The organism is Mitsuaria sp. WAJ17, from assembly GCF_014174515.1.
Classification (GTDB): Bacteria; Pseudomonadota; Gammaproteobacteria; order Burkholderiales; family Burkholderiaceae_C; genus Roseateles_B.
Map to the genome: position 1 here is coordinate 46,415 of NZ_JACJUG010000024.1, position 18,579 is coordinate 64,993.

At 70.3% G+C, this 18,579-nt stretch carries 17 protein-coding genes; 4 read left to right on the forward strand and 13 right to left on the reverse strand.

Features of this window, described 5'->3' with window-relative positions; genetic code table 11:
- Positions 1–31: 31 nt before the first annotated feature.
- Entirely contained in the window at positions 32–724 is a 693-nt protein-coding gene (locus H5407_RS17985) for a cytochrome b/b6 domain-containing protein (RefSeq protein ID WP_183105865.1), read from the reverse strand.
- Between the two features lie 186 nt (positions 725–910).
- On the opposite strand from H5407_RS17985, the gene H5407_RS17990 reads away from it, so the two are divergent.
- Positions 911–1,393, forward strand: a complete 483-nt coding sequence (locus H5407_RS17990; RefSeq protein ID WP_183105866.1) for a cytochrome c — start codon at positions 911–913, stop codon at positions 1,391–1,393.
- 253 nt (positions 1,394–1,646) lie between these two features.
- Here H5407_RS17990 and H5407_RS17995 read toward each other — a convergent pair whose 3' ends face one another.
- The 6 genes from H5407_RS17995 to H5407_RS18020 are packed head-to-tail and all read right to left on the reverse strand — an operon-like array spanning position 1,647 to position 6,361.
- Entirely contained in the window at positions 1,647–2,369 is a 723-nt protein-coding gene (locus tag H5407_RS17995; RefSeq protein WP_183105867.1) for an alanyl-tRNA editing protein, read from the reverse strand.
- Positions 2,366–2,944: a VOC family protein gene (locus tag H5407_RS18000; protein WP_183105868.1), complete on the reverse strand. Its 579-nt coding sequence runs from the start codon at positions 2,942–2,944 to the stop codon at positions 2,366–2,368. The genes H5407_RS17995 and H5407_RS18000 overlap by 4 nt, the downstream gene beginning before the upstream one ends.
- A gap of 42 nt (positions 2,945–2,986) precedes the next feature.
- Positions 2,987–3,832, reverse strand: coding sequence for a PhzF family phenazine biosynthesis protein (locus tag H5407_RS18005; RefSeq protein WP_183105869.1), 846 nt, complete (start codon positions 3,830–3,832; stop codon positions 2,987–2,989).
- Between the two features lie 39 nt (positions 3,833–3,871).
- A complete protein-coding gene (locus H5407_RS24720; RefSeq protein ID WP_220800670.1) occupies positions 3,872–4,363 on the reverse strand; it encodes a GNAT family N-acetyltransferase in 492 nt (163 codons plus the stop codon).
- A gap of 9 nt (positions 4,364–4,372) precedes the next feature.
- Complete coding sequence (locus H5407_RS18015; protein ID WP_183105870.1) at positions 4,373–5,584, reverse strand: PLP-dependent aminotransferase family protein; 1,212 nt, start codon at positions 5,582–5,584, stop codon at positions 4,373–4,375.
- Positions 5,585–5,644: 60 nt separating this feature from the next.
- Entirely contained in the window at positions 5,645–6,361 is a 717-nt protein-coding gene (locus H5407_RS18020) for an aspartate/glutamate racemase family protein (protein ID WP_183105871.1), read from the reverse strand.
- 72 nt (positions 6,362–6,433) lie between these two features.
- Here H5407_RS18020 and H5407_RS18025 point away from each other — a divergent pair, with 72 nt between their 5' ends.
- Positions 6,434–7,873, forward strand: coding sequence for a PLP-dependent aminotransferase family protein (locus H5407_RS18025; RefSeq protein ID WP_183105872.1), 1,440 nt, complete (start codon positions 6,434–6,436; stop codon positions 7,871–7,873).
- A gap of 22 nt (positions 7,874–7,895) precedes the next feature.
- Here H5407_RS18025 and H5407_RS18030 read toward each other — a convergent pair whose 3' ends face one another.
- Positions 7,896–9,458 (reverse strand): diguanylate cyclase domain-containing protein, encoded by a 1,563-nt coding sequence (locus H5407_RS18030; protein ID WP_183105873.1) that lies wholly within the window; start codon positions 9,456–9,458, stop codon positions 7,896–7,898.
- 228 nt (positions 9,459–9,686) lie between these two features.
- Here H5407_RS18030 and H5407_RS18035 point away from each other — a divergent pair, with 228 nt between their 5' ends.
- The gene (locus tag H5407_RS18035) at positions 9,687–10,334 is read left to right on the forward strand and encodes a response regulator (RefSeq protein WP_183105874.1); all 648 of its coding nucleotides are present in this window, start codon (positions 9,687–9,689) and stop codon (positions 10,332–10,334) included.
- A gap of 21 nt (positions 10,335–10,355) precedes the next feature.
- Here H5407_RS18035 and H5407_RS18040 read toward each other — a convergent pair whose 3' ends face one another.
- Both H5407_RS18040 and H5407_RS18045 read right to left on the reverse strand, forming a co-directional pair.
- Positions 10,356–12,221, reverse strand: coding sequence for an ATP-binding cassette domain-containing protein (locus tag H5407_RS18040; RefSeq protein WP_183105875.1), 1,866 nt, complete (start codon positions 12,219–12,221; stop codon positions 10,356–10,358).
- A 46-nt stretch (positions 12,222–12,267) separates the two neighbouring features.
- Positions 12,268–13,128 carry an AraC family transcriptional regulator gene (locus H5407_RS18045; RefSeq protein WP_183105876.1) on the reverse strand — a complete coding sequence of 287 codons (861 nt, stop codon included), beginning with the start codon at positions 13,126–13,128 and terminating at the stop codon, positions 12,268–12,270.
- 111 nt (positions 13,129–13,239) lie between these two features.
- On the opposite strand from H5407_RS18045, the gene H5407_RS18050 reads away from it, so the two are divergent.
- A complete protein-coding gene (locus H5407_RS18050; RefSeq protein WP_183105877.1) occupies positions 13,240–14,616 on the forward strand; it encodes a cytochrome P450 in 1,377 nt (458 codons plus the stop codon).
- A gap of 63 nt (positions 14,617–14,679) precedes the next feature.
- On the opposite strand, the gene H5407_RS18055 is transcribed toward H5407_RS18050, so the two are convergent.
- From H5407_RS18055 to H5407_RS18065, 3 genes are all read right to left on the reverse strand, one after another.
- Positions 14,680–16,023: a chitinase gene (locus H5407_RS18055; protein WP_183105878.1), complete on the reverse strand. Its 1,344-nt coding sequence runs from the start codon at positions 16,021–16,023 to the stop codon at positions 14,680–14,682.
- Positions 16,024–16,264: 241 nt separating this feature from the next.
- Positions 16,265–17,251, reverse strand: coding sequence for a glutathione synthase (gene gshB, locus H5407_RS18060; RefSeq protein WP_183105879.1), 987 nt, complete (start codon positions 17,249–17,251; stop codon positions 16,265–16,267).
- 49 nt (positions 17,252–17,300) lie between these two features.
- The gene (locus tag H5407_RS18065; RefSeq protein WP_310737668.1) at positions 17,301–18,455 is read right to left on the reverse strand and encodes a benzoate/H(+) symporter BenE family transporter; all 1,155 of its coding nucleotides are present in this window, start codon (positions 18,453–18,455) and stop codon (positions 17,301–17,303) included.
- Between the last annotated feature and the right edge of the window lie 124 nt (positions 18,456–18,579).

Consider the following 18,579-nt stretch of genomic DNA (forward strand, 5'->3'; position numbering starts at 1 on the left):
CGACTGGAGGCGGCGCACGCGGGCCCGCGCCTCAGCCGGGCGCCCCCAGAGTCACCAGCAGGTAGACCGCCGCCACGCAGGCCGTCAGCAGGGTCAGGGCGAAGAGCCGTGTGGCCGCGGAGTCGCGGCTGGCCTGGAGGTGGGCGGGAGCCAGCTTGTCGCCGCCCAGCATAGCGCCAATCAACTGGCGGCGCTTGAACCATTGATGGAAGAGCACCGCCCCCACGTGCAGGCCCAGCATGGCGTAGAGGCCCCACTGGCCCAGGTGCTGGTGGTAATCCGTCCATTCCAGGCTGGTCTCGCTGCTGACCCAGGCGGCCAGGGGGCCGGAGGTCGCCACCTCGTCATCGGAGATGAGGCCCGAACCCACCTGCACCGCCAGCCAGGCCAGCATGACCAGCACCGACAGCGCGCCCAGCGGGTTGTGGCCGACGTCGAAATGGTCGTCAGGCAAGGCCTGACCCCGCAGATAGCGCCAGGTGGCCGCCGGGCCGTAGAGCATCTGGCGCCAGCGGGACCAGTGCCCGCCGAACACGCCCCACAGCAGGCGGAACACCAGCAGGGCCATCACCGCATAGCCGAAGCGCAGGTGCCAGGCCATGGCATTGCCGCCCAGCTTGGCGCAGACCACCGCCCCGCCCACACAGAGCACCAGGCCCCAGTGGAAGAGCCGGGTGGGCAAGTCCCAGACGCGCAGGGCCTGGTGGGTGTCGAGGTCCTTCATGAGGCAACGATACCCGAGCCCCGGGGTGAACCCAAGCCGTACGGCGGGATCCGTGCCTGCCCGATGGTCCCACGCCACGGCTCACCGCCCGCAGGAGCGCCACCCCGGGGTGCTGGCCTACACTGCGCCGACCGGTCCCAGCCCCGCCGGGCAATGCACCGGGCAAACCATCACCACGGAGACCCCATGCCCTCGATTCTCGCCAAGAGCCGCTCCCCCCTTCTGGCGCTGCTGTGCCTGGCCGGTGCCCTGAGCGGCGCCCAGGCACAGGGCGCCTTCAAGCGCCCGTCCGATGCCGTCGAATACCGCCAGGCCGGTTTCGAGCTGATGGCCACGCATTTCAAGCGCCTCAACGACATGGCCCAGGGCAAAGTGCCCTATGACGCCAAGGCCGTGGAGGACAACATGGCTGTGATCGCCGTCGTGTCCAAGCTGCCCTTCACCGCCTTCGTGCCGGGTAGCGAAAAGGTCAAGGGCAGTGAAGCCCTGCCCGAGGTCTGGAGCCAGCCGGCCAAATTCCAGGAAGCGGCAGACAAGCTTCAGGCCGAGGTCGGCAAGCTGCAGGCGGCGGTCAAGTCCGGCAAGCAGGAAGACGTGAAGATCGCTGCAGGCGCCGTGGGCCAGAGCTGCAAGGCCTGCCACGACAACTTCAAGCAGAAGGGCCACTGAGCATTTCGATCCTCCTCAGGCTTCGCCTGGCTGGGCAAAGCCCAGCACGACCCGCCGGGTCTTGGTTACAGGGGCATTCTGGTGAGCCCTCACATCGGCTGCGCCGACATGAGGACTCCCCGAAGAAGTCCTCCTCAGGCTTCGCCTGGCTGGGCAAAGCCCAGCACGACCCTCCGGGTCTTGGTTACAGGGGCATTCTGGTGAGCCCTCACATCGGCTGCGCCGACATGAGGACTCCCCGAAGAAGTCCTCCTCAGGCTTCGCCTGGCTGGGCAAAGCCCAGCACGACCCGCCGGGTCTTGGCGGACTTCTTCTCGATCTTCGTGACGACCACGGCGCCGATGTCGGCGGTGTTGGCCACATGCGTCCCGCCGCAGGGCTGGAGGTCCACACCCTCGATCTCGACGAGGCGCACGCGGCCGCTGCCCCGCGGCGGCTGCACACTCATGCTGCGCACGAGGCCAGGGTTGGCATCCAGCTCGGCGTCGGTGATCCAGCGGAGCTGTACGGGCCGTGCCTCGGCCACCAAGCGGGCCAGGCCGGCCGTGAGGGCGTCCTTGTCCAGGGGCTCGCTCATGTGGAAATCCAGACGCGCATAGCCTGCGGTGATGGAGCAACCATCGACCGGCTGCGGCACCAGCGCGCACAACAGGTGCGTGGCCGTGTGGAAGCGCATGTGCGCCCGTCGCCGCTGGGCATCGATGCGCAGTTGCACCTCCTGCCCGGGCGCCAGGCCTTCCAGCGACTGCCCCGCCGCGGGCAGGTGCAGGATCTCCAGACCCTCGCCCTTGCGGGTGTCTGCTATGGCAAGCACGCGGCCGTCGGCCAGTACCATGTCGCCCGCATCGCCCGCCTGGCCACCTCCCTGGGGATAGAAGACCGTGCGGTCCACCAGCAGGCCGCGCTCGTCCGCGCGCAGCAGGTGGGCCGTGCATTCAAGCAGCCCGGCATCGTCCCGGAACAGGTCCTGCGTCATCCGATCACCTCCAGCATCGTCTCGCCCAGCGGGGTGTCCAGCCAGGCACGCGGGCCCTCGCGGGCCTCGAAGGCCTTGAGGCTGACGGGACTGTCGGGCAGGGCATCGCAGGGGTGTCTGTCCCCCCATTCGATCAGCACAGGCAGGCCTTCCCGGCGCAGGCGCCGACCGTCCTCACGCAGGGCGATCTGCCAGCTCAGCAGGCCGCGCGAGGCCGCCACCGCCTGGCCGCCGTCCACGCCCTCGCTGCGCCACTGCGCCAGCGTCGCCTCCAGGCTGGGCACACGTGCGACCCAGTGGATGAGGCCCGGCCCCTGGGCCAGGCGCTGGCGCAGTTCGGGCTGGTCCAGGTCGAACCAGCGGGCGCGCCCGGGCGGCGGCGCCTCGGGGTCGATGGCGATGATCTCCAGGTAGCAGCGCGGATGCGCCGCCGAACTGATGTTGAGCACGGCGTTGTGCGTGCCCATCAGCACATGCTTGCCGCCGGGCGCGGGGCGCACGCCCAGGACGCGCTCGCACCAGGCCACCCCATCCTCCAGCGCGGCCGCACCCACCACCAGATGATCCATGTCCATGCCGGTCTCCCTTGCTGCGTTCAGATTCGGGGAAGGCAGGTCTCAGAGACGGACCTGCCCTTCGATCAAGGGTACGACGTCGCCGCCGATCCAGCAGGTACCGCCCTCGCTGCGCACATGGATTCGCCCGTCACGGCCCAGCACGCGGCCCTGGCCGGCGGTGTAGGACGAAACCGCCAGGCCGCTGCCGATCAGCCACAGCGCCAGGCCGGCGTTGAGGCTGCCCGTCACCGGGTCCTCGGGCACCGACAGGTTCGGCACGAAGCCGCGCACCTCGAACTGCAGTTCGTGCCCCGGCGGATAGGCGCCGACCACGCCCAGGTCCAGGCCCTGCATGGCCAGGAAGTCCGGCTGCAGGGCCAGCACGGCCTCGGCCGTCTCCAGGCGCGCCGCCACCCAGGGCGGCCCGCCGTTGTCCACCCAGACCACGTCCAGCAACTGGGTGTCCGCCACGCGCAGGGCGCGGACCACCTGGGCGCGCACCTCGGCCGGCACCGGGCCGCTGCGCACCAGGGCCGGCGCCGCGAAGGCCAGGCGCTCGCCGTCCTGGCGCAGGGTGACCGCGCCAATGGCGCTTTCCTGCACGACGCGGCCCGGCGTCTTCGGCACGCCGCCGTGCTTCAGCCAGACGTGGGCTGAGCCCAGGGTCGGATGCCCCGCGAAGGGCAGCTCGCCGCCGGGTGTGAAGATGCGCACGCGGTAGTCCGCCTCGGGCATGGTGGGCGGCAGCAGGAAAGTTGTCTCACTGAGGTTGGTCCAGCAGGCAAAGGCCTGCATCTGGGTCTCGTCAAGACCGGTGCCATCCACCACCACGGCCAGCGCATTGCCCTTGAGCGGTACCGCCGTGAAGACATCGACCTGGGCAAAGGGACGCAAACGCGGGCTCATCAAGGCTCCTTCAGGCGGTGACGATGGAAAAGGAAACGTTCAGGGCGGCGACTTGGCGCCGTCGCGCAGGTACAGGCCGGGCCGGGCAATCTCCATGCCTCGCTCCGGATGGCCCAGAGGCTGGAAGCCGTGGCGGGCGTAGAGCGACTGCATGTCCCGCGTGACCAGCTGCAGCCGGCGCAGGCCCTGCAGGTCCGGATGCCGCAGCAGGGTCTGCATCATCCAGTCGGCCAGGCCCTGGCGGCGGTGCGCCTCCAGCACATAGACATCGCAGAGGTAGGCGTAGGTGGCCCGGTCCGTGACCATGCGGGCGAAACCCACCTGAACCTCAAGCCCCTCGCCTTCGGCACAGCGCAGCGCGATGCACAGGGAGTGCTCGATGGCGCGCTGCACCAGGGCCAGGGAGATGCCCTCGGACCAGTAGGCCCGGCTCAGGTAGGCATGGGCGGCCATGGCGTCGATGTCGGCCGGCGCGAAGCCCAGCCGGTAGCGGCGCTCACCAAGCTGGCGCTGCAGGCGCTCGTCCGCCACGGTGTCGCCTCAGGGCGTGGGCTGGGCGCCGGACTCCAGCGCCTCGCCCAGCACGCGGCCCAGGATGGCCACGCCTTCGGTGATCAGCTCCGGCGTCAGGGTCACGAAGGACAGGCGCAGGGCACGCGGATCGGGGTTGGCTGCATAGAAGGCCGCGCCGGGCACGTAGGCGATGTTGGCGTCCACAGCCTTGGGCAGTAGGGCCATGGCGTCCAGGCCTTCGGGTAGGCGGATCCAGAAGAACATGCCGCCCTTGGGCTTCTGCCACTCGCAGCCGGCCGGCAAGTACTTCTCCAGGGCCGCGGCCATGGCGTCGCGGTTGGCCTTGTAGCGGGCACGGATGCTGGGGATGTGCTGGTCCAGGAAGCCGTCCTTGATGACCTCGTAGACCACGCGCTGGTTGAAGCCCGGGGTGTGGAGGTCGGCAGCCTGCTTGGCCTGCAGCAGCTTGGGGTACAGGGCCTTGGGCGCGATGATGTAGCCCAGGCGGAAGCCAGGGGTCAGCACCTTGGAGAAGGAACCCAGGTAGATGGAGCCCTCAGGCCACAGCGAGCTCAGCGCGGCAGGCGGCTCCTCGTCAAACCAAAGGTCGCCGTAGGGGTTGTCTTCCACGACCGGCACGTTGGCGGCCTTGGCCGCGGCCATCACGGCCTGGCGACGCTCGGCGCTCATCACGCGGCCGGTGGGGTTCTGGTAGTTGGGCAGCAGGTAGGCGAAGCGAGTACCGGGCGCATCATGGGCCAGGCGGCCGAAGGCCTCGGGCAGCGGGCCTTCGTGATCGCTGGCCAGGCTCGTGAAGATGGGCTCGTAGGGCGTGAAGGCCTGCAGGGCACCCAGGTAGGTGGGCGTCTCGACGGCCACGGGGGCGCCGGCATCGCACAGGATCTTGCCGACCAGGTCCAGGCCCTGCTGCGAACCGCTGGTGATCAGCACCTGGTCCGCCGAACATTCCATCCCCAAGCGCGCCACGCGGGCGGCCACCCACTCGCGCAGCGGCGCGAAGCCCTCGCTGGCGGCGTACTGCAGGGATTCCTTGGCGTTGAGCGAGAGCACGCGGTCACAGGCGGTCTTGAGGGCCTCGACCGGAAAGGTGTCCGCCGAGGGCAGGCCGCCAGCCATGGACAGGATGCCCGGCTTCTCGGTGACCTTGAGGATCTCGCGGATGATGGACGGATTCATCCGTGCGGCGCGTTGGGCCAGGTTCCAGGGGGTGGTGCTCATCTTCTTGTCTCCAGCAAGTCGTCTGAAAAGCGTCGGGGGCCGGCGAAGGCCCCGGTAAAGTCACGGGGCCAGCAGCCAGTCTGCAGCCGCCTGCGCCTGCAGGCGGGTGCTGTCGATGAACGGCAGCGGGCAGTCTCGCTGGACCGCATCATCCAGCAAGAGTCCCAATTCGGTACAGCCCAGGATCAGGGCCTGGGCACCCTGCTCGGCCAGGCGGGCGGCCTGGGCCAGCAGCGCCTGACGTGAGTTGTCGCGCACATCGCCACGGCACAGCTCCTCGAAGATGATGCGGTGCACCTCCTCGGCGGCCTCGCCCTGCGGGCTCAGGAGCTCGATGCCCTGGGCGTTCATGCGTTCGGTGTAGAAGCCCGGCGCCATGGTGTAGCGCGTGCCCATGAGGGCCGCCCGGCGGATGCCCTGGCGCTTGAGCGCGGCCGCCGTCAGGTCCACCAGGTGCAGCAGGGGCAGTTCCCCGGCCGCCTCGATGGCCGGGGCCACGCGGTGCATGGTGTTGGTCGCCAGCATCAGGGCGCCGGCGCCGGCTCGGCGCAACCCGGCCGCCGCCTCGCCCAGCAGTTGCCCGGCCTCGTCCCAGTGGTCCTCGCGCTGCAGGGTGGCGATCTCGTCAAAATCCACGCTCCACAGCAGCAGGCGCGCGCTGTGCAGCCCGCCCTGCCGGGCGGCCACCTCGCGGTTGATCAGGGCGTACAGCTGCGCGCTGGACTCCCAGCTCATGCCGCCGAGCAGTCCCAGAACACGGGTTGAAGACTTCTGCATCGGCCCAGTCTACGGCCACAGCCAGTACAGAACCAATACACTTATCCAGACAGCACTAGAAACTGTACTGGCATGCACACCGACACAGCCTCCCTGCAGCGCGACGCCGGCCAGACCCTGGCCCAGCAGCTTGCCCAGCGCTTCTCGCAGCGCATCCAGCAGCGCCTGCTGCTGCCGGGCAGCCGCCTGCCCTCGGTGCGCGAGTGCGCCCGCCATCACAGCGTGAGCCCTTACACCGTGGTCGCAGCCTATGACCAGCTGCTGGCCGCCGGCCTGGTGGAGGCGCGCAAGCAGCGCGGCTTCTTCGTGCGGGACCTGCGCCCGCAGCCCGTGGCGCCCGGGCGCAGCGAGCCCGAGCGCCCGCCGGTGGGCATCCCGCAAGGCGTCCCCCTGGACGCCACCGCGCTGATCCGCGGCATGTTCCAGGCCGATGCCCGCCATGCGCCGGGTCTGGGCACGCTGCCCGGCGAGTGGCTGGACCTGCCCCTGCTGCAAAGCGCCATGCGCCGCGTGCTGGCCCAGACCGACGGCGGCGACCCCCTGGCCCTGCAGTACGGCGAACCCGGCGGCGACCTGCGCCTGCGCCAGGCCCTGGCCCGGCGCCTGGACGACCTGGGCATCAGCGCCCCGGCGGACCAGATCATCAGCACCGTCGGCGCCACCCACGCCCTGGACCTGATCACCCGCCGCCTGCTGCAGCCGGGCGACGCCGTGCTGGTGGACGACCCAGGCTGGTCCATCGAATACGCCCGGCTCTCCCAGGCCGGCATGCGCCTGCTGCCCGTGCCCCGCGGCGCCGACGGGCCGGACATGGCCGTCATGACCCAGCTCGCCCGGGAGCACCGGCCGCGCATGTACGTGACGGTCTCGGTGCTGCACAACCCCACGGGCGGCACGCTGTCGCTGGCGCGCGCCCACCAGATCCTGAAGCTGGCCGAGGCGCACGACTTCCAGATCGTCGAGGACGACACCTACGCCTCCATGGCCCCCAACCACGCGCCACGCCTCTCCGCCCTGGACGGGCTGCGGCGCACGCTTTACGTCTCGGGCTTCTCCAAGATCCTCACCCCCGCCTGGCGCGTCGGATTCGTGGCCGCGGCACCGGAGGTGGTGGCCCAGTTGACCGAGCAGAAGCTGCTGACCACGCTGACCACCAGCCCCCTGATGGACCGCGCCGTGGCCGTGTGCCTGGAGCAAGGCACGCTGCGCCGCCATGCCGAGCGCGTGATCGCCCGCCTGGACGCCGCCCGCCAGCGCGTCGTGCCCCTGGCCGAGGCCGCCGGCTGCCGCTTCGTCACACCGCCGGCCGGCCTCTTCGGCTGGCTGGAGGTGGGCATGGACACCGAGCGCCTGGCCCAGCGCATGCTGGACGAGGGCTGGCTGATCGCCCCGGGCGTGCTGTTCAGCGCCACCCGCCAGGCCGGCAGCCTCATGCGCATCAACTTCGCCACCTCGCAGGACGCCCGCTTCTGGCGCCGCTTGCAAGCGATGCGGGAGGAGCGGCAGCGCTGAGGGACTGGCGAGGATCGCGCACTCAGGCGCACTCGATGCGATCCCGGCCCGCGGCCTTGGCACGGTACAGGGCGGCGTCGGCGCGCTGGTAGAGCGTGTCGGGGCTGTCCGGCGTCGAGAACATCGCCAGGCCGATGCTGGCCGTAATGCAGCCGGACGCCGTGCCGTCAGGTTGGGCTTCGTGGGGAATGCCGGCACGCGCCAGCAGGTCACGGAACTCCGCGGCCTGGTGCAGAGCGCCCGGCGCGTCCGTATCCTGCAGCAGCAAGGCGAACTCCTCTCCGCCCAGGCGTGCAGGCAGGTCCGAGGGGCGGCGCGCCACCCGCTGCAGACAGCGCGCGACCTCCTGCAAGGCCCGATCGCCCGCGGCGTGGCCGTAGCGGTCGTTGTAGAGCTTGAAGTGGTCCACGTCGATCAGGATCAGGCACAGCGAGGCGCCGTTGCGGTGCTGCTGACGCAGGGCCAGGGCCAGACGCTGGCTGAAGCTGCGCCGGTTGGGCAGGCCGGTCAGGGCGTCGGTCAGCGAGAGCTTCTCCAGCTCGTAGACCTGGCGATCGATGACAGACAGCAGGTGGTTGACGCCGGCACCCAGCTCGTTGATCTCGTCAGCGCCCTGCAGGGTCACCGCGGCATGCCACTGCCGCTGCTCGCGGATGGCGGCCAGCTCGCGCCGCATGCGCACCACGCGCGAAATCACCTGGCGGTCCAGCAGCCAGGCGAGGGCCACGCCCAGCACCAGGGCCAGCACCGCCATGGACAGGCGGCGATCGCGGGCCTCGCGGGCGCCGCGCTGGACGATGCCACGCCCGTGCTGGACCTCCAGCGCCACTACCTGCAGGGGCTCGCCGGCCAGGGGCAGGAGCCAGTGCATCAGCAGGCGCTCGTCAAGGCGGCGCAGGCTCCAGGGGCCGGCGCCAGGCAGCTCGGCGCTGCCCATGGCCTGCACCAGGTCGCCGACCAGCGGCAAGGCCTGGGAGGCCGGCACGATGCGCACGGGCAGGCCCACCCGGCGCTGGAGCTGGCGAAGGAAGCGGCTGTCCAGGCGTTCGGCCATCACCAGCACGCCGCGCGAGCCATCGCTCATCCCCGGCTCCTCCAGCTGGCGCCGGCAAAGCAGCACGAGGTAGTCCGGCGAACCCGCCAGACCGCAGGCCGGGCTGTCGGCGGCCGGCGTACCCAGCCAGCGGCGCGTGCCGGCCGGCAACGAATCCAGCCAGCGCTCCCCATCCACCGCCGCCCAGGCCTGCAGCACCACCGCGCCCTGCTCGTCCAGCAGCAGCAGGCCGTCCAGGCCAACCTGTCCCAGGTAGGCGGGGCTGAAACTGCGCTGGATGAAGTCGGGATCGGGCCGCGTCAGGTGTCGGCGCAAGTCCGGCCACAGGCGCCACTCGCGCAGCATGAACTCGCGATGCTGGATCTCGCCATCCAGCACGGCCACCAGATGCTCGAAATCGTCGCGGGCATCCTCGAACTCCACATCCTGGTAGGCCTGGTCCAGGCCGCGCTGGATGGCCCAGACGCCCAGCAGGATGCAGCCCGCGGACAGTGCGATCACGTAGCCGATCATCTGGCGTCTGAGACCCATGCGATGGACTTCCTGCGGCTGGCCCGAACATCCCATGCTAGGGCCAAACCAGCCGCGCGGGCAGCGCCGCCGGGGCCATCGTCGCGGCGGCGTCACGCACTTTTTTCACGCTGCCGGTGCTTTGCGCGGCCGGGCTTTCCCGGGACGTCAGCGAGGCGCACGCGGGGCTCGCTAAGATCGTTTGCAAGCCCGACTGAAATCCCCGTCCAACCCCCTGGCTGCGCCGCCATGAACGCCCCCGCCCCGCTTCATTTCCTCGTCGTCGATCCGCTGGCCGGTGTCCAGAACTTCGCCCGCCAGCTGCTGGAGAGCTACGGATTCCCGGCGGACAGCATCCGCTGCTGCAGCCGGCCCGACGAAGCCCTGGCCCTGCTGCCGGGTTTCCGCCCCCAGTTCCTGATCTGCGACTGGTTTCCCAAGGAAGCACTCAGCGGCATCGCCCTGCACCGGCAGATCTGTCAGCAGGTGCCGGACTGCCGCCTTGCCCTGCTGAGCTTCGAGACCGGGCCCGAGCAACAGGCGCAGGCGCAGGCGGCTGGCGCACGCTTCCTGCTGAAGAAGCCCTTCACCGCCCAGGAGCTCAAGACCACCCTGCGCCAGGCCCTGGAGCGCCTGGCCCAGGAGCGGCCGGACCTGCACCAGCGCCTGCAACGGGTCATGGGATCGCCGCAGGTGATGCAACGGGTGTCGCCACCGATCGCCATGCCCGTCATCCCGTCCCTGCCCAAGGAGCCCCCGCTGAAGCCGGGCGACCGGGTCAGGCTGGGCGGCAGCACCGAGGTGGTGGACACCGTGGTCATCCGCCATGGCGAGCTGGTGGTGCAGCTGAAGAACAAGAGCGGCCTGATCCCCGCCGACAAGCTGCAGCGCGCCTGAGGCCGGCGCCAGGCTCCGTGCTCAGCGGGCGCCCAGGGTCTCCCAGCGCTCCAGCAGGCCCATCAGCTCGTCCTCGATGGCCGCGGCGCGGTTCGTGACCTCCTGGATGCGGCCGGCGCCCTGCGTATAGAGCTCGGTGCCGCCGATCAGGGCATTGAGTGCCGCCTGCTCGGCCTCCAGGGCCTCGATGCGGGCGGGCAGTTCGTCCAGCTCGCGCTGCTCCTTGTAGCTGAGTTTGCGCTTGGCCGCGGCGGGTGGTGCGGCGGCAGGCACCGGCGCCGGTGCGGCCTTGGGCGCCGCGGCGGCGGCGATGGCCTTGGCGCGCTGAGACTGCGTCAGCCAGTCCTGCACGCCCCCCTCGTACTCGCGCCAGACACCATCGCCCTCCGAGACCAGGGTCGAGCTGACCACGTTGTCCAGGAAGCGGCGGTCATGGCTGACCAGAAAGACGGTGCCGTCGTAGTCCTGCAGCAGCTCTTCCAGCAGCTCCAGAGTTTCGATGTCGAGGTCGTTGGTGGGCTCGTCCAGCACCAGCACATTGGCCGGGCGGGCGAAGAGCCGGGCCAGCAGCAGGCGGTTGCGCTCGCCCCCGGAGAGGCTCTTGACCGGTGAGTTGGCGCGCTGCGGGGCGAAGAGGAAGTCGCCCAGGTAGCTCATCACGTGCTTGCGCTGGTTGCCGATCTCGATCCACTCGCTGCCCGGGCTGATGGTGTCGGCCAGCGTGGCCTCCAGGTTGAGCCCGTCGCGCATCTGGTCGAAGTAGGCCACGGTGAGGCGGGTGCCCTGGCGCACGGTGCCGCTGTCCGGCGCCAGCTCGCCCAGGATCAGCTTCAGCAGCGTGGTCTTGCCAGCGCCATTGGGGCCGATGAGTCCGATCTTGTCGCCGCGCAGGATGGTGGTGCTGAAGTCGCGCACCACGGTGCGCTCGCCGAAGCGCTTGCTGACCTTGTCCAGCTCCGCAACGATCTTGCCGCTGGCGTCGCCGGTGGCGATGTCCAGGCGCACCTTGCCCTGCACGTCGCGCCGGGCGGCGTGGGCCTCGCGCATTTGCATCAGGCGCGCCACGCGGGCCACGCTGCGGGTGCGCCGGGCCTCGACGCCCTTGCGAATCCAGACTTCCTCCTGCGCCAGCACCTTGTCAAAGCGGGCATTGGCCAGGGCCTCGTTCTCCAGCTCGTACTGCTTGGCGGCCTGGAAGGCGGCAAAGTTGCCGGGATAGCCGCGCAACTGACCGCGGTCGAGTTCGACGATGCGGTTGCAGACGTTGTCCAGGAAGGCGCGGTCGTGGGTGATCAGCAGCAGGCTGCCCTTGAAGGCATTGAGCAGGCCCTCGAGCCAGGCGATGGCGTCCAGGTCCAGGTGGTTGGTGGGCTCGTCCAGCAGCAGCACATCGGGCTGGGCCACCAGGGCGCGGGCCAGGGCCACGCGCTTTTTCAGGCCGCCGGACAGCGCGCCGACCTGCCGGCTGCCGTCCAGGCCCAGGCGCTGCAGGGTCTCCTCGACCCGCTGCTCCCAGGTCCAGCCGCCCAACTGCTCCAGCCGGGTCTGCAGGGCGTCGAGGTCCTCGCCGGGCGCATGGGCCTCGAAGCGTTCACGCAGGGCGCGGGCCTCGGCCACGCCCTCGCTGACCACCTCGAAGATGCTGGCCTCGGCCCGCAACTCGGGCTCCTGAGGCACATAGACGCTGCGCAGGCCCAGCTGCAGCTGCAGCAGGCCGTCGTCGAGCTTGTCGATGCCGGCCAGGATCTTGAGCAGGGAGGACTTGCCCGTGCCGTTGCGGCCGATCAGGCCCACGCGTTCACCGGTTTCCAGCGCGAAATTGGCACCATCCAGCAGCGGCACATGGCCGTAGGCGAGATGGGCATTGGTCAGGGAGAGGACAGCCATGGGGGTGGATTGTCCCAGAGGCGGCGCCCACCTCCCGATCAAGGCATCAGACCCAGACCCGATACGCCCAGAAAGCCTCGTCGCTGTCGATGCGCCGGCGCAGCTCCTCGGGGCTGAAGCCGGTGACGCGGCGGGTCTCGCGGCACAGATGGGCCTGGTCGGCGTAGCCGGCGTCCTGGGCCAGGGCGCTCCACAGCACCTCACCGGCCTCCATCTCGCGGCGCACCCGGTGGAAGGTGGACTCGGCGCGGCTGACCCGGCGCAGGGCCTGCATGCTCTGGCCGCTCCAGCGCTTGATGCGGCGTTCGACCTGGCGCAGGCTGTCACCGTGCCCGCCAGCGACGGCCTTGAGCGCGAGGTTCTGCATCCAGTCCCGGTAGCGGCGCGGCGGCGCGGCCTGGCTCTGCGCCCAGGCCCGCCAGCGGGGCAGCAGGAAGTCCTCCAGCAGGGCCTGGCAGGCCTGTTCGTCTGGAGCGGCCAGCAGGGCATCGTTCAAGGCCTGCCAATCGGGGCCCAGGGCAGATTCAATGGGCTCGTAGCGGTCCAGCAGGCTCGCGAGATCCAGGCCGGTCAGGGCATGCAGCGCGTCCGGCAGGATGGCCACCATGAAGCAGCGCATGCCGGCGTCGGAGCGGAACTGGGCCGGCCGGCTGCGCGGTCCGCCGACCAGGCAGCGGCCGCCCAGGCGGCGCTCGCTGCCGTCGTCCAGCACTTGGCAGCCGTCGCCCTCCAGCACCCAGGTCATGCCGCAGAAGGGCGTGGCCGGGAAGTGGGAGCTGCGCTGCGCCGCGGTGAGCGGGGCGGCGGCGGTGGTGTCGCGCCAGAGCGAGGCATAGAGGCAGCCGCTGAGGGCCAGGCTGGGCGCTATCAGCCGGGCGACGGTATCGGGGTGGCGGTCGCTGTCCATGGCGGCAGTGTAGTCAGGCCGCGAAGCGCCGCCGCCCGCGGACGGACTTGCCCGGGCGGATGTCGATTTCGTTCAAGACCCGCCGCAGCCGCCCCGCCACCATGCGGGCCCATGAACACCCAGACCCTCGCACCCACAAAGACCGCCCTGCCCCCCGGCCCCGCCGGCCTGGGCTTCGACCGCCTGCGTGCTCTGAGCCGCGACTACCTCGGCCCGCTGCGCCAGTGGCATGCACAGTACGGCGACGTCGTCCGCCAGCGCTTCGTGCACCTGGTGGACTACAGCTTCCTGCACCCCGATCACATCCGGGAGGTGCTGGTGGCGTCGCACGATCAGTTGATCCGCTGGGAGCGCGGTACAGAGGTATTCGCCAGCGCCCACGGACACAGCGTGCTGGTGGCGGAAGGCGCCGACTGGCAGCGCCAGCGCCAGATGCTTCAGCCCGCCTTCGCGCCCCGGCGCGTCGAGAGCTTCGTGCCGCGCATGGTGGAGGCGGCCCGCGAGGGCCTGCAGCGCTGGCAGGGCCTGGCGGAGTTCAACTTCGAGTCGGCCATGACCCAGGTCACCATGGAGGTGATCATGCGCGCCCTCTTCTCCCGAGGGGACGAGCAACAGGGCCGCGCCATTGCCGCCGCCGTGCATGACCTGGGCGTCGAGGCCATGCAGGAGTTCTACTGGCCGGTCAGCGCCCCGCTGTGGATGCCCTGGAAGGCCCGCAAGCGACGCGCCCTGCAGCTGCTCAAGCGCTTCATCGAGGCGGAGGTCGATCATCGTCTGGCCAGGAACGAAACAGGCGAGGACCCCGGCGCCAGCACCGACCTGCTGGGCCTGATGCTGGCGGCCCAGGACGCGCAGGGGCAGGGCTTCGACGCCCATGCGCTGCGTGACGAGTGCATGACCACCTTTCTCGCGGGCCACGAGACCACCGCGGCCGCGCTCACCTGGTGGGGCTGGTGCATGGCCTCGCACCCCGAGGAGCAGCGCCGCGTCGCCGACGAGGTGCAGGCCGTGCTGGGCGAGCGCACGCCCACCGCCGCCGACCTGCCCTTGCTGCCCCGCCTGGCCCGCAGCTTCAAAGAGAGTCTGCGCCTGTATCCGCCAGCGGCCGCCCTGTTCTCGCGACGTACGACAGCCCCCGTCCAGGTGGCCGGCTACACGCTGCCGGCAGGCAGCATGGTGCGCATCACGCCCGCACTCACCCAGCGCGACCCGCGCTGGTTCCTGGAACCCGAGGCCTTCCGCCCCGATCGCTTCGACCCCACAGCCGGCCACCCCGAGATCCCGCGCGGCGCCTGGCTGCCCTTCGGCGCCGGCCCGCGCGTGTGCCTGGGCAGCCATTTCGCACTGACGGAGATGAGCGTGGTCGCCGCCCTGCTGCTGCAGCGCTACGAGCTGCAGGCCCTGCCCGGCCGGCGCGCACCGCAGCCGCGCCTGGACATCACGCTGCGCCCCGACCTCCCGCTGCACCTGGGCCTGAAGCGGCGCTGAACGCGGCAAGCCCCCCCTCGGGCGCCTTCACCATCGGGGTCAGGTCTTGCCTGCGTCCAGCGCTCAGGGCAGCGTCTTCAGCTGCGCCTTCACCGGCACCGAGAAGCTGTAGCCATCGGCCTTATCCCAGTTGACGGACCAGGTCATGGCGCCGCGGAAGCCCGGATAGGCCACTTTGGGCTTCACCGCGCCGCAGCCCTGCAGCAGGGTCAGACAGCGGAGTGCCTGGTTGATGACGCTCGGCGGCGCATAGCCCCGGCCGGCCGAGCGGGGCCCCGAAGGTACACCGAAGGCCACCTGGTCAGGGCGCAGGCCCTTGAACTCCCAGCCCGTGCCCTGGCTGACCTTGAAGCCCTCGATCAGCATCAGGCTGCCGCCCACCAGGCCGTCTACCGTGCCCTCGCTGAGCTGGCGCCCGTCGGAGTAGGTGAAGCCGCCGTTGTTGTAGTACTGCACGTGGATCATCGTCAGCTCGTCCCGAAGGCCGTCGATGATGGGCAGGTAGGCGCCCCAGATGCTGCCGTAGGCCACGTAGCCGCCCTGCACATACGGATGCTCGGGCGCCATCGAGAGGTAGAAGCCGGGCCCCACCTTGGCCTTGAGCTGCTTTACCGCCGTGATCAGGTTGTTGATGATGGGGGAGCCCAGGGAGACGCCGGCACCGCTCTCCAGGTCCAGGTCGATGCCGTCGAAGCCGTACCTCGCGATCAGCGCCGCCAGGGTGTTGACGAAGTTCGTGACCTGCGCGCTGGTGTTGAGCGTCATGCGCCCTTCCTGCCCGCCCAAGGACAGCACCACCTTCTTGCCCTTGGCGCGCTTGGCGGCGATGTCGGCAATGAAGTCGGCCTCCGAGCCCGCGCCGGGATCCAGCTGGAAGGCCACGCCGCCGTCGCCTGCGTCGCTGGCGAAGGAGATCATGATCACGTCCCAGTCATCCGAGACATCCTTCACCCGGATCGGCGCGCCCGCGCCATTGGCGAAGTTGTGCCAGTAGCCGATCAGGGCGTGCTTGGGCAGGCCGGGGGATGGCGTGGGCGTGGGCGTGGGCGTGGGCGTGGGCGTGGGCGTGGGCGTGGGCGTGGGCGTGGGGGTCGGTGTCGGTGTCGGTGTCGGTGTCGGGGTGGGGGTAGGTGTGGGCGTCGGGCTGGCCGTGCAGTCGGCCACGTAGCGCCACAGCGAGGGCGTGGACGCCGGGTTCCAATTGGCGCCCACGTAGGCGGTGTGGGTCACCAGAGCGCTGTAGTCCTTGCCCTGGTAGCTGGCCAGGGTGTTGGCGGTGTAGGTCTTGCCTTCGGCCCAGGCGGCCGAGCAGGGGGCGGCCAGCGCGGGCGAAGAGAGCTGGATGCCGGCGGCCAGCAGGGCCAGGCCGAGGGCATGGCGGGCCAGGGATGGGGCGGACAGGGTCATGCGAACCTCCAGGGGATCGGTGCAAGGCTGGACAGCAGCCCGCGGGCGGCACCGCCAGCAGCGGCGCCACGCTGGGCCGTTCGTGGACGAGCCCTCCTGCGCACCCATCTTCCCCGGCCCGCCAGAGCTGACCGTGCAAGCCCCGACGAGTGCCGTGCCCGACTCAGGGTCGAGCGTCATTGGTATTTTTTTGGTCTTGCTCTGGTATTTGACTACCCAGAACGCCCGTGCGGCATGCGGATCAACCCTGGGCCGCGCCCACCGCCTTTTCAAGGGCATCGACGAAGAGGGATGCGACGTCGAAGCCGGCCTGCGCGCCGATCTCCTGGAAGCAGGTGGGGCTGGTGACGTTGATCTCCGTGAGGCAGGGCCCGATCACGTCCAAGCCCACCAGCAACAGGCCGCGTGCGGCCAGAATGGGCGCCAGATGCTGGGCGATCTCGCGTTCCCGCTCGGTGAGCGGCATGGCCACGCCCTTGCCGCCGGCCGCCAAGTTGCCGCGCACCTCGCCGCCCTGGGGAATGCGGGCCAGGGCGAAGGGCACGACCTCGCCGCCGATCAGCAGGATGCGCTTGTCACCCTGCGAGATCTCGGGCAGGTAGCGCTGCACCATGACCGTCTGAGCGCCGTCCTTGTTGAGCGTCTCGATGATGGCGCCCAGGTTCATGCCGTCCGGCCCGACACGGAAGATGCCCATGCCGCCCATGCCGTCCAAGGGCTTGAGGATGATGTCGCGGTGCTCGGCGTGGAAAGCGCGAATGGCTGCGGCCGAGCGCGTCACCAGCGTCGGCGTGATGTGCTGCGGAAACTCCAGGATGGCCAGCTTCTCGGGATGCTCGCGCAGGGCCGAGGGCTTGTTGAAGACTCGGGCGCCCTCGCGCTCGGCCTGGCTCAGCAGCTGGGTGGTGTAGAAGAACTCGCTGTCAAAGGGCGGGTCCTTGCGCATCAGCACGGCATCGACCCCGGCGAGGGCCAGGTCTTGCCTGGCGCCCACCGCATGCCAGTCCGACGTGTCCGTGCCATAGGCGCTGGCCAGGGCCGCGGGCGAAAGCTGCAGCTGCTGCGCACCACGGGCCGTCACCAGGCCGCCGCGCTGCCAGACGAGGTCGGCGGGCTCGCAGGCCCAGAGCTCATGGCCGCGGCGGGCAGCCTCGCGCATCATCGCGAAGGTCGAGTCCTTGTAGGTCTTGAAGCTGGACAGCGGGTCGGCAACGAAAAGCAGTTTCATGGCGTAGGTCCGGATGTGAAGTCGAGGGATCTTGATGTCGGTGGCAAGTTCAAGGGCGGCGCAGGCGCTGCACCAGCAGGGCCAGTGCCCCGGCCACCACGCCCCAGAAGGCCGAGCCTATGCCCGCCAGCTTGAGGCCTGACAGCGTCACGAGAAAGGTCAGGATGGCGGCGTCGCGGTGGGCCTCGTCCTTCAGAGCCGCACTGAGGCCGCCGGCGATGGTGCCCAGCAGAGCCAGGCCGGCAATGGCCGCGACCAGCTCGCGCGGGAAGGCCGCCAGCAGGCCCACGACAGCGCCACCGGCCAGCCCCAGGGCGATGTAGAAGACGCCAGCCATCACGGCCGCGGTGTAGCGCCGCGCCGGGTCCTCGTGCGCCTCTCGGCCCATGCATATGGCCGCGGTGATGGCCGCCAGGTTCAGGGCATAGCCACCGAAGGGCGCGAGGACCAGGGAGGCCAGGCCGGTCACACCGATACTGGCCGAGATGGGCGTCTGGTAGCCTGAGGCCCGCTGCGCCGCCACGCCGGGCAGGTTCTGCGAGGCCATGGTCACGAGGAACAGCGGCAGCGCCACGCCCACCATGGCCGCCACGCTGAATCGCGGACTCACCCACTCCGGCCGGGCCCAGGCCCACTGGACGGCGTCCATGTGGAGCCGGCCCTGGAAGCCCGCCACGGCCACCCCCGTCAGCAGCACCACGGGAACGGCGTAGCGCGGCCAGAAGCGCCTGCCCAGCAGGAAGGCGGCCGCCATGCTCAGCACCAGGGCTGGAGCACTCTGTGTGGCCAGCATCGCGTCCAGGCCGAAGCGGGCCAGCACGCCAGCCAGCAGGGCCGAGGCAATGGCGATGGGGATGCGGTCCATCAGCCGTTCGAAGAGGCCGCTGAAGCCGGCGACGGCGATCAGCAGGGCGCAGACGATGAAGGCCCCCACGGCCTCGGGCATGGACACGCCCACCGCGCTGGCCAGCAGGGCGGCCCCTGGCGTGGACCAGGCCGTCAGAATGGGCTGGCGCGTCCACAGGGACAGGCCCAGGCTGGTCAGCCCCATGCCCAGGCCCAGGGCCCACATCCAGGAGGTGAGCTGTGCCGAGGTTGCCCCCAGAGCCTGTGCACCCTGGAAGACGATAACCACCGAGCTGGTGAAGCCCACCAGCACGGCCACGAAACCGGCGACGGCGCTGGGAAGGGACAGGTCTTGCATGAAGCGGCGCATGGGGGGCAGCATAGCCGTGCCGGGACCGGGCGGCAGGCGCAGGGATTTGAGCGTCGCACGGGCATTGGGTTCTGACAGGAAAGCTGAAATACTGCTGCCACCTCCATGGCCG

What these genes read in the sequence shown, in the direction of transcription:
- H5407_RS17985 (WP_183105865.1), bottom strand. Translation starts at nt 724, where the DNA reads ATGAAGGACCTCGACACCCACCAGGCCCTGCGCGTCTGGGACTTGCCC.
- H5407_RS18005 (WP_183105869.1), bottom strand. Translation starts at nt 3,832, where the DNA reads ATGAGCCCGCGTTTGCGTCCCTTTGCCCAGGTCGATGTCTTCACGGCG.
- H5407_RS18050 (WP_183105877.1), top strand. Translation starts at nt 13,240, where the DNA reads ATGAACACCCAGACCCTCGCACCCACAAAGACCGCCCTGCCCCCCGGC.
- H5407_RS18065 (WP_310737668.1), bottom strand. Translation starts at nt 18,455, where the DNA reads ATGCAAGACCTGTCCCTTCCCAGCGCCGTCGCCGGTTTCGTGGCCGTG.
- H5407_RS18035 (WP_183105874.1), top strand. Translation starts at nt 9,687, where the DNA reads ATGAACGCCCCCGCCCCGCTTCATTTCCTCGTCGTCGATCCGCTGGCC.
- H5407_RS18020 (WP_183105871.1), bottom strand. Translation starts at nt 6,361, where the DNA reads ATGCAGAAGTCTTCAACCCGTGTTCTGGGACTGCTCGGCGGCATGAGC.
- H5407_RS18040 (WP_183105875.1), bottom strand. Translation starts at nt 12,221, where the DNA reads ATGGCTGTCCTCTCCCTGACCAATGCCCATCTCGCCTACGGCCATGTG.
- H5407_RS18055 (WP_183105878.1), bottom strand. Translation starts at nt 16,023, where the DNA reads ATGACCCTGTCCGCCCCATCCCTGGCCCGCCATGCCCTCGGCCTGGCC.
- H5407_RS18015 (WP_183105870.1), bottom strand. Translation starts at nt 5,584, where the DNA reads ATGAGCACCACCCCCTGGAACCTGGCCCAACGCGCCGCACGGATGAAT.
- H5407_RS17995 (WP_183105867.1), bottom strand. Translation starts at nt 2,369, where the DNA reads ATGACGCAGGACCTGTTCCGGGACGATGCCGGGCTGCTTGAATGCACG.
- H5407_RS17990 (WP_183105866.1), top strand. Translation starts at nt 911, where the DNA reads ATGCCCTCGATTCTCGCCAAGAGCCGCTCCCCCCTTCTGGCGCTGCTG.
- gshB (WP_183105879.1), bottom strand. Translation starts at nt 17,251, where the DNA reads ATGAAACTGCTTTTCGTTGCCGACCCGCTGTCCAGCTTCAAGACCTAC.
- H5407_RS18000 (WP_183105868.1), bottom strand. Translation starts at nt 2,944, where the DNA reads ATGGACATGGATCATCTGGTGGTGGGTGCGGCCGCGCTGGAGGATGGG.
- H5407_RS18025 (WP_183105872.1), top strand. Translation starts at nt 6,434, where the DNA reads ATGCACACCGACACAGCCTCCCTGCAGCGCGACGCCGGCCAGACCCTG.
- H5407_RS18030 (WP_183105873.1), bottom strand. Translation starts at nt 9,458, where the DNA reads ATGGGTCTCAGACGCCAGATGATCGGCTACGTGATCGCACTGTCCGCG.
- H5407_RS18045 (WP_183105876.1), bottom strand. Translation starts at nt 13,128, where the DNA reads ATGGACAGCGACCGCCACCCCGATACCGTCGCCCGGCTGATAGCGCCC.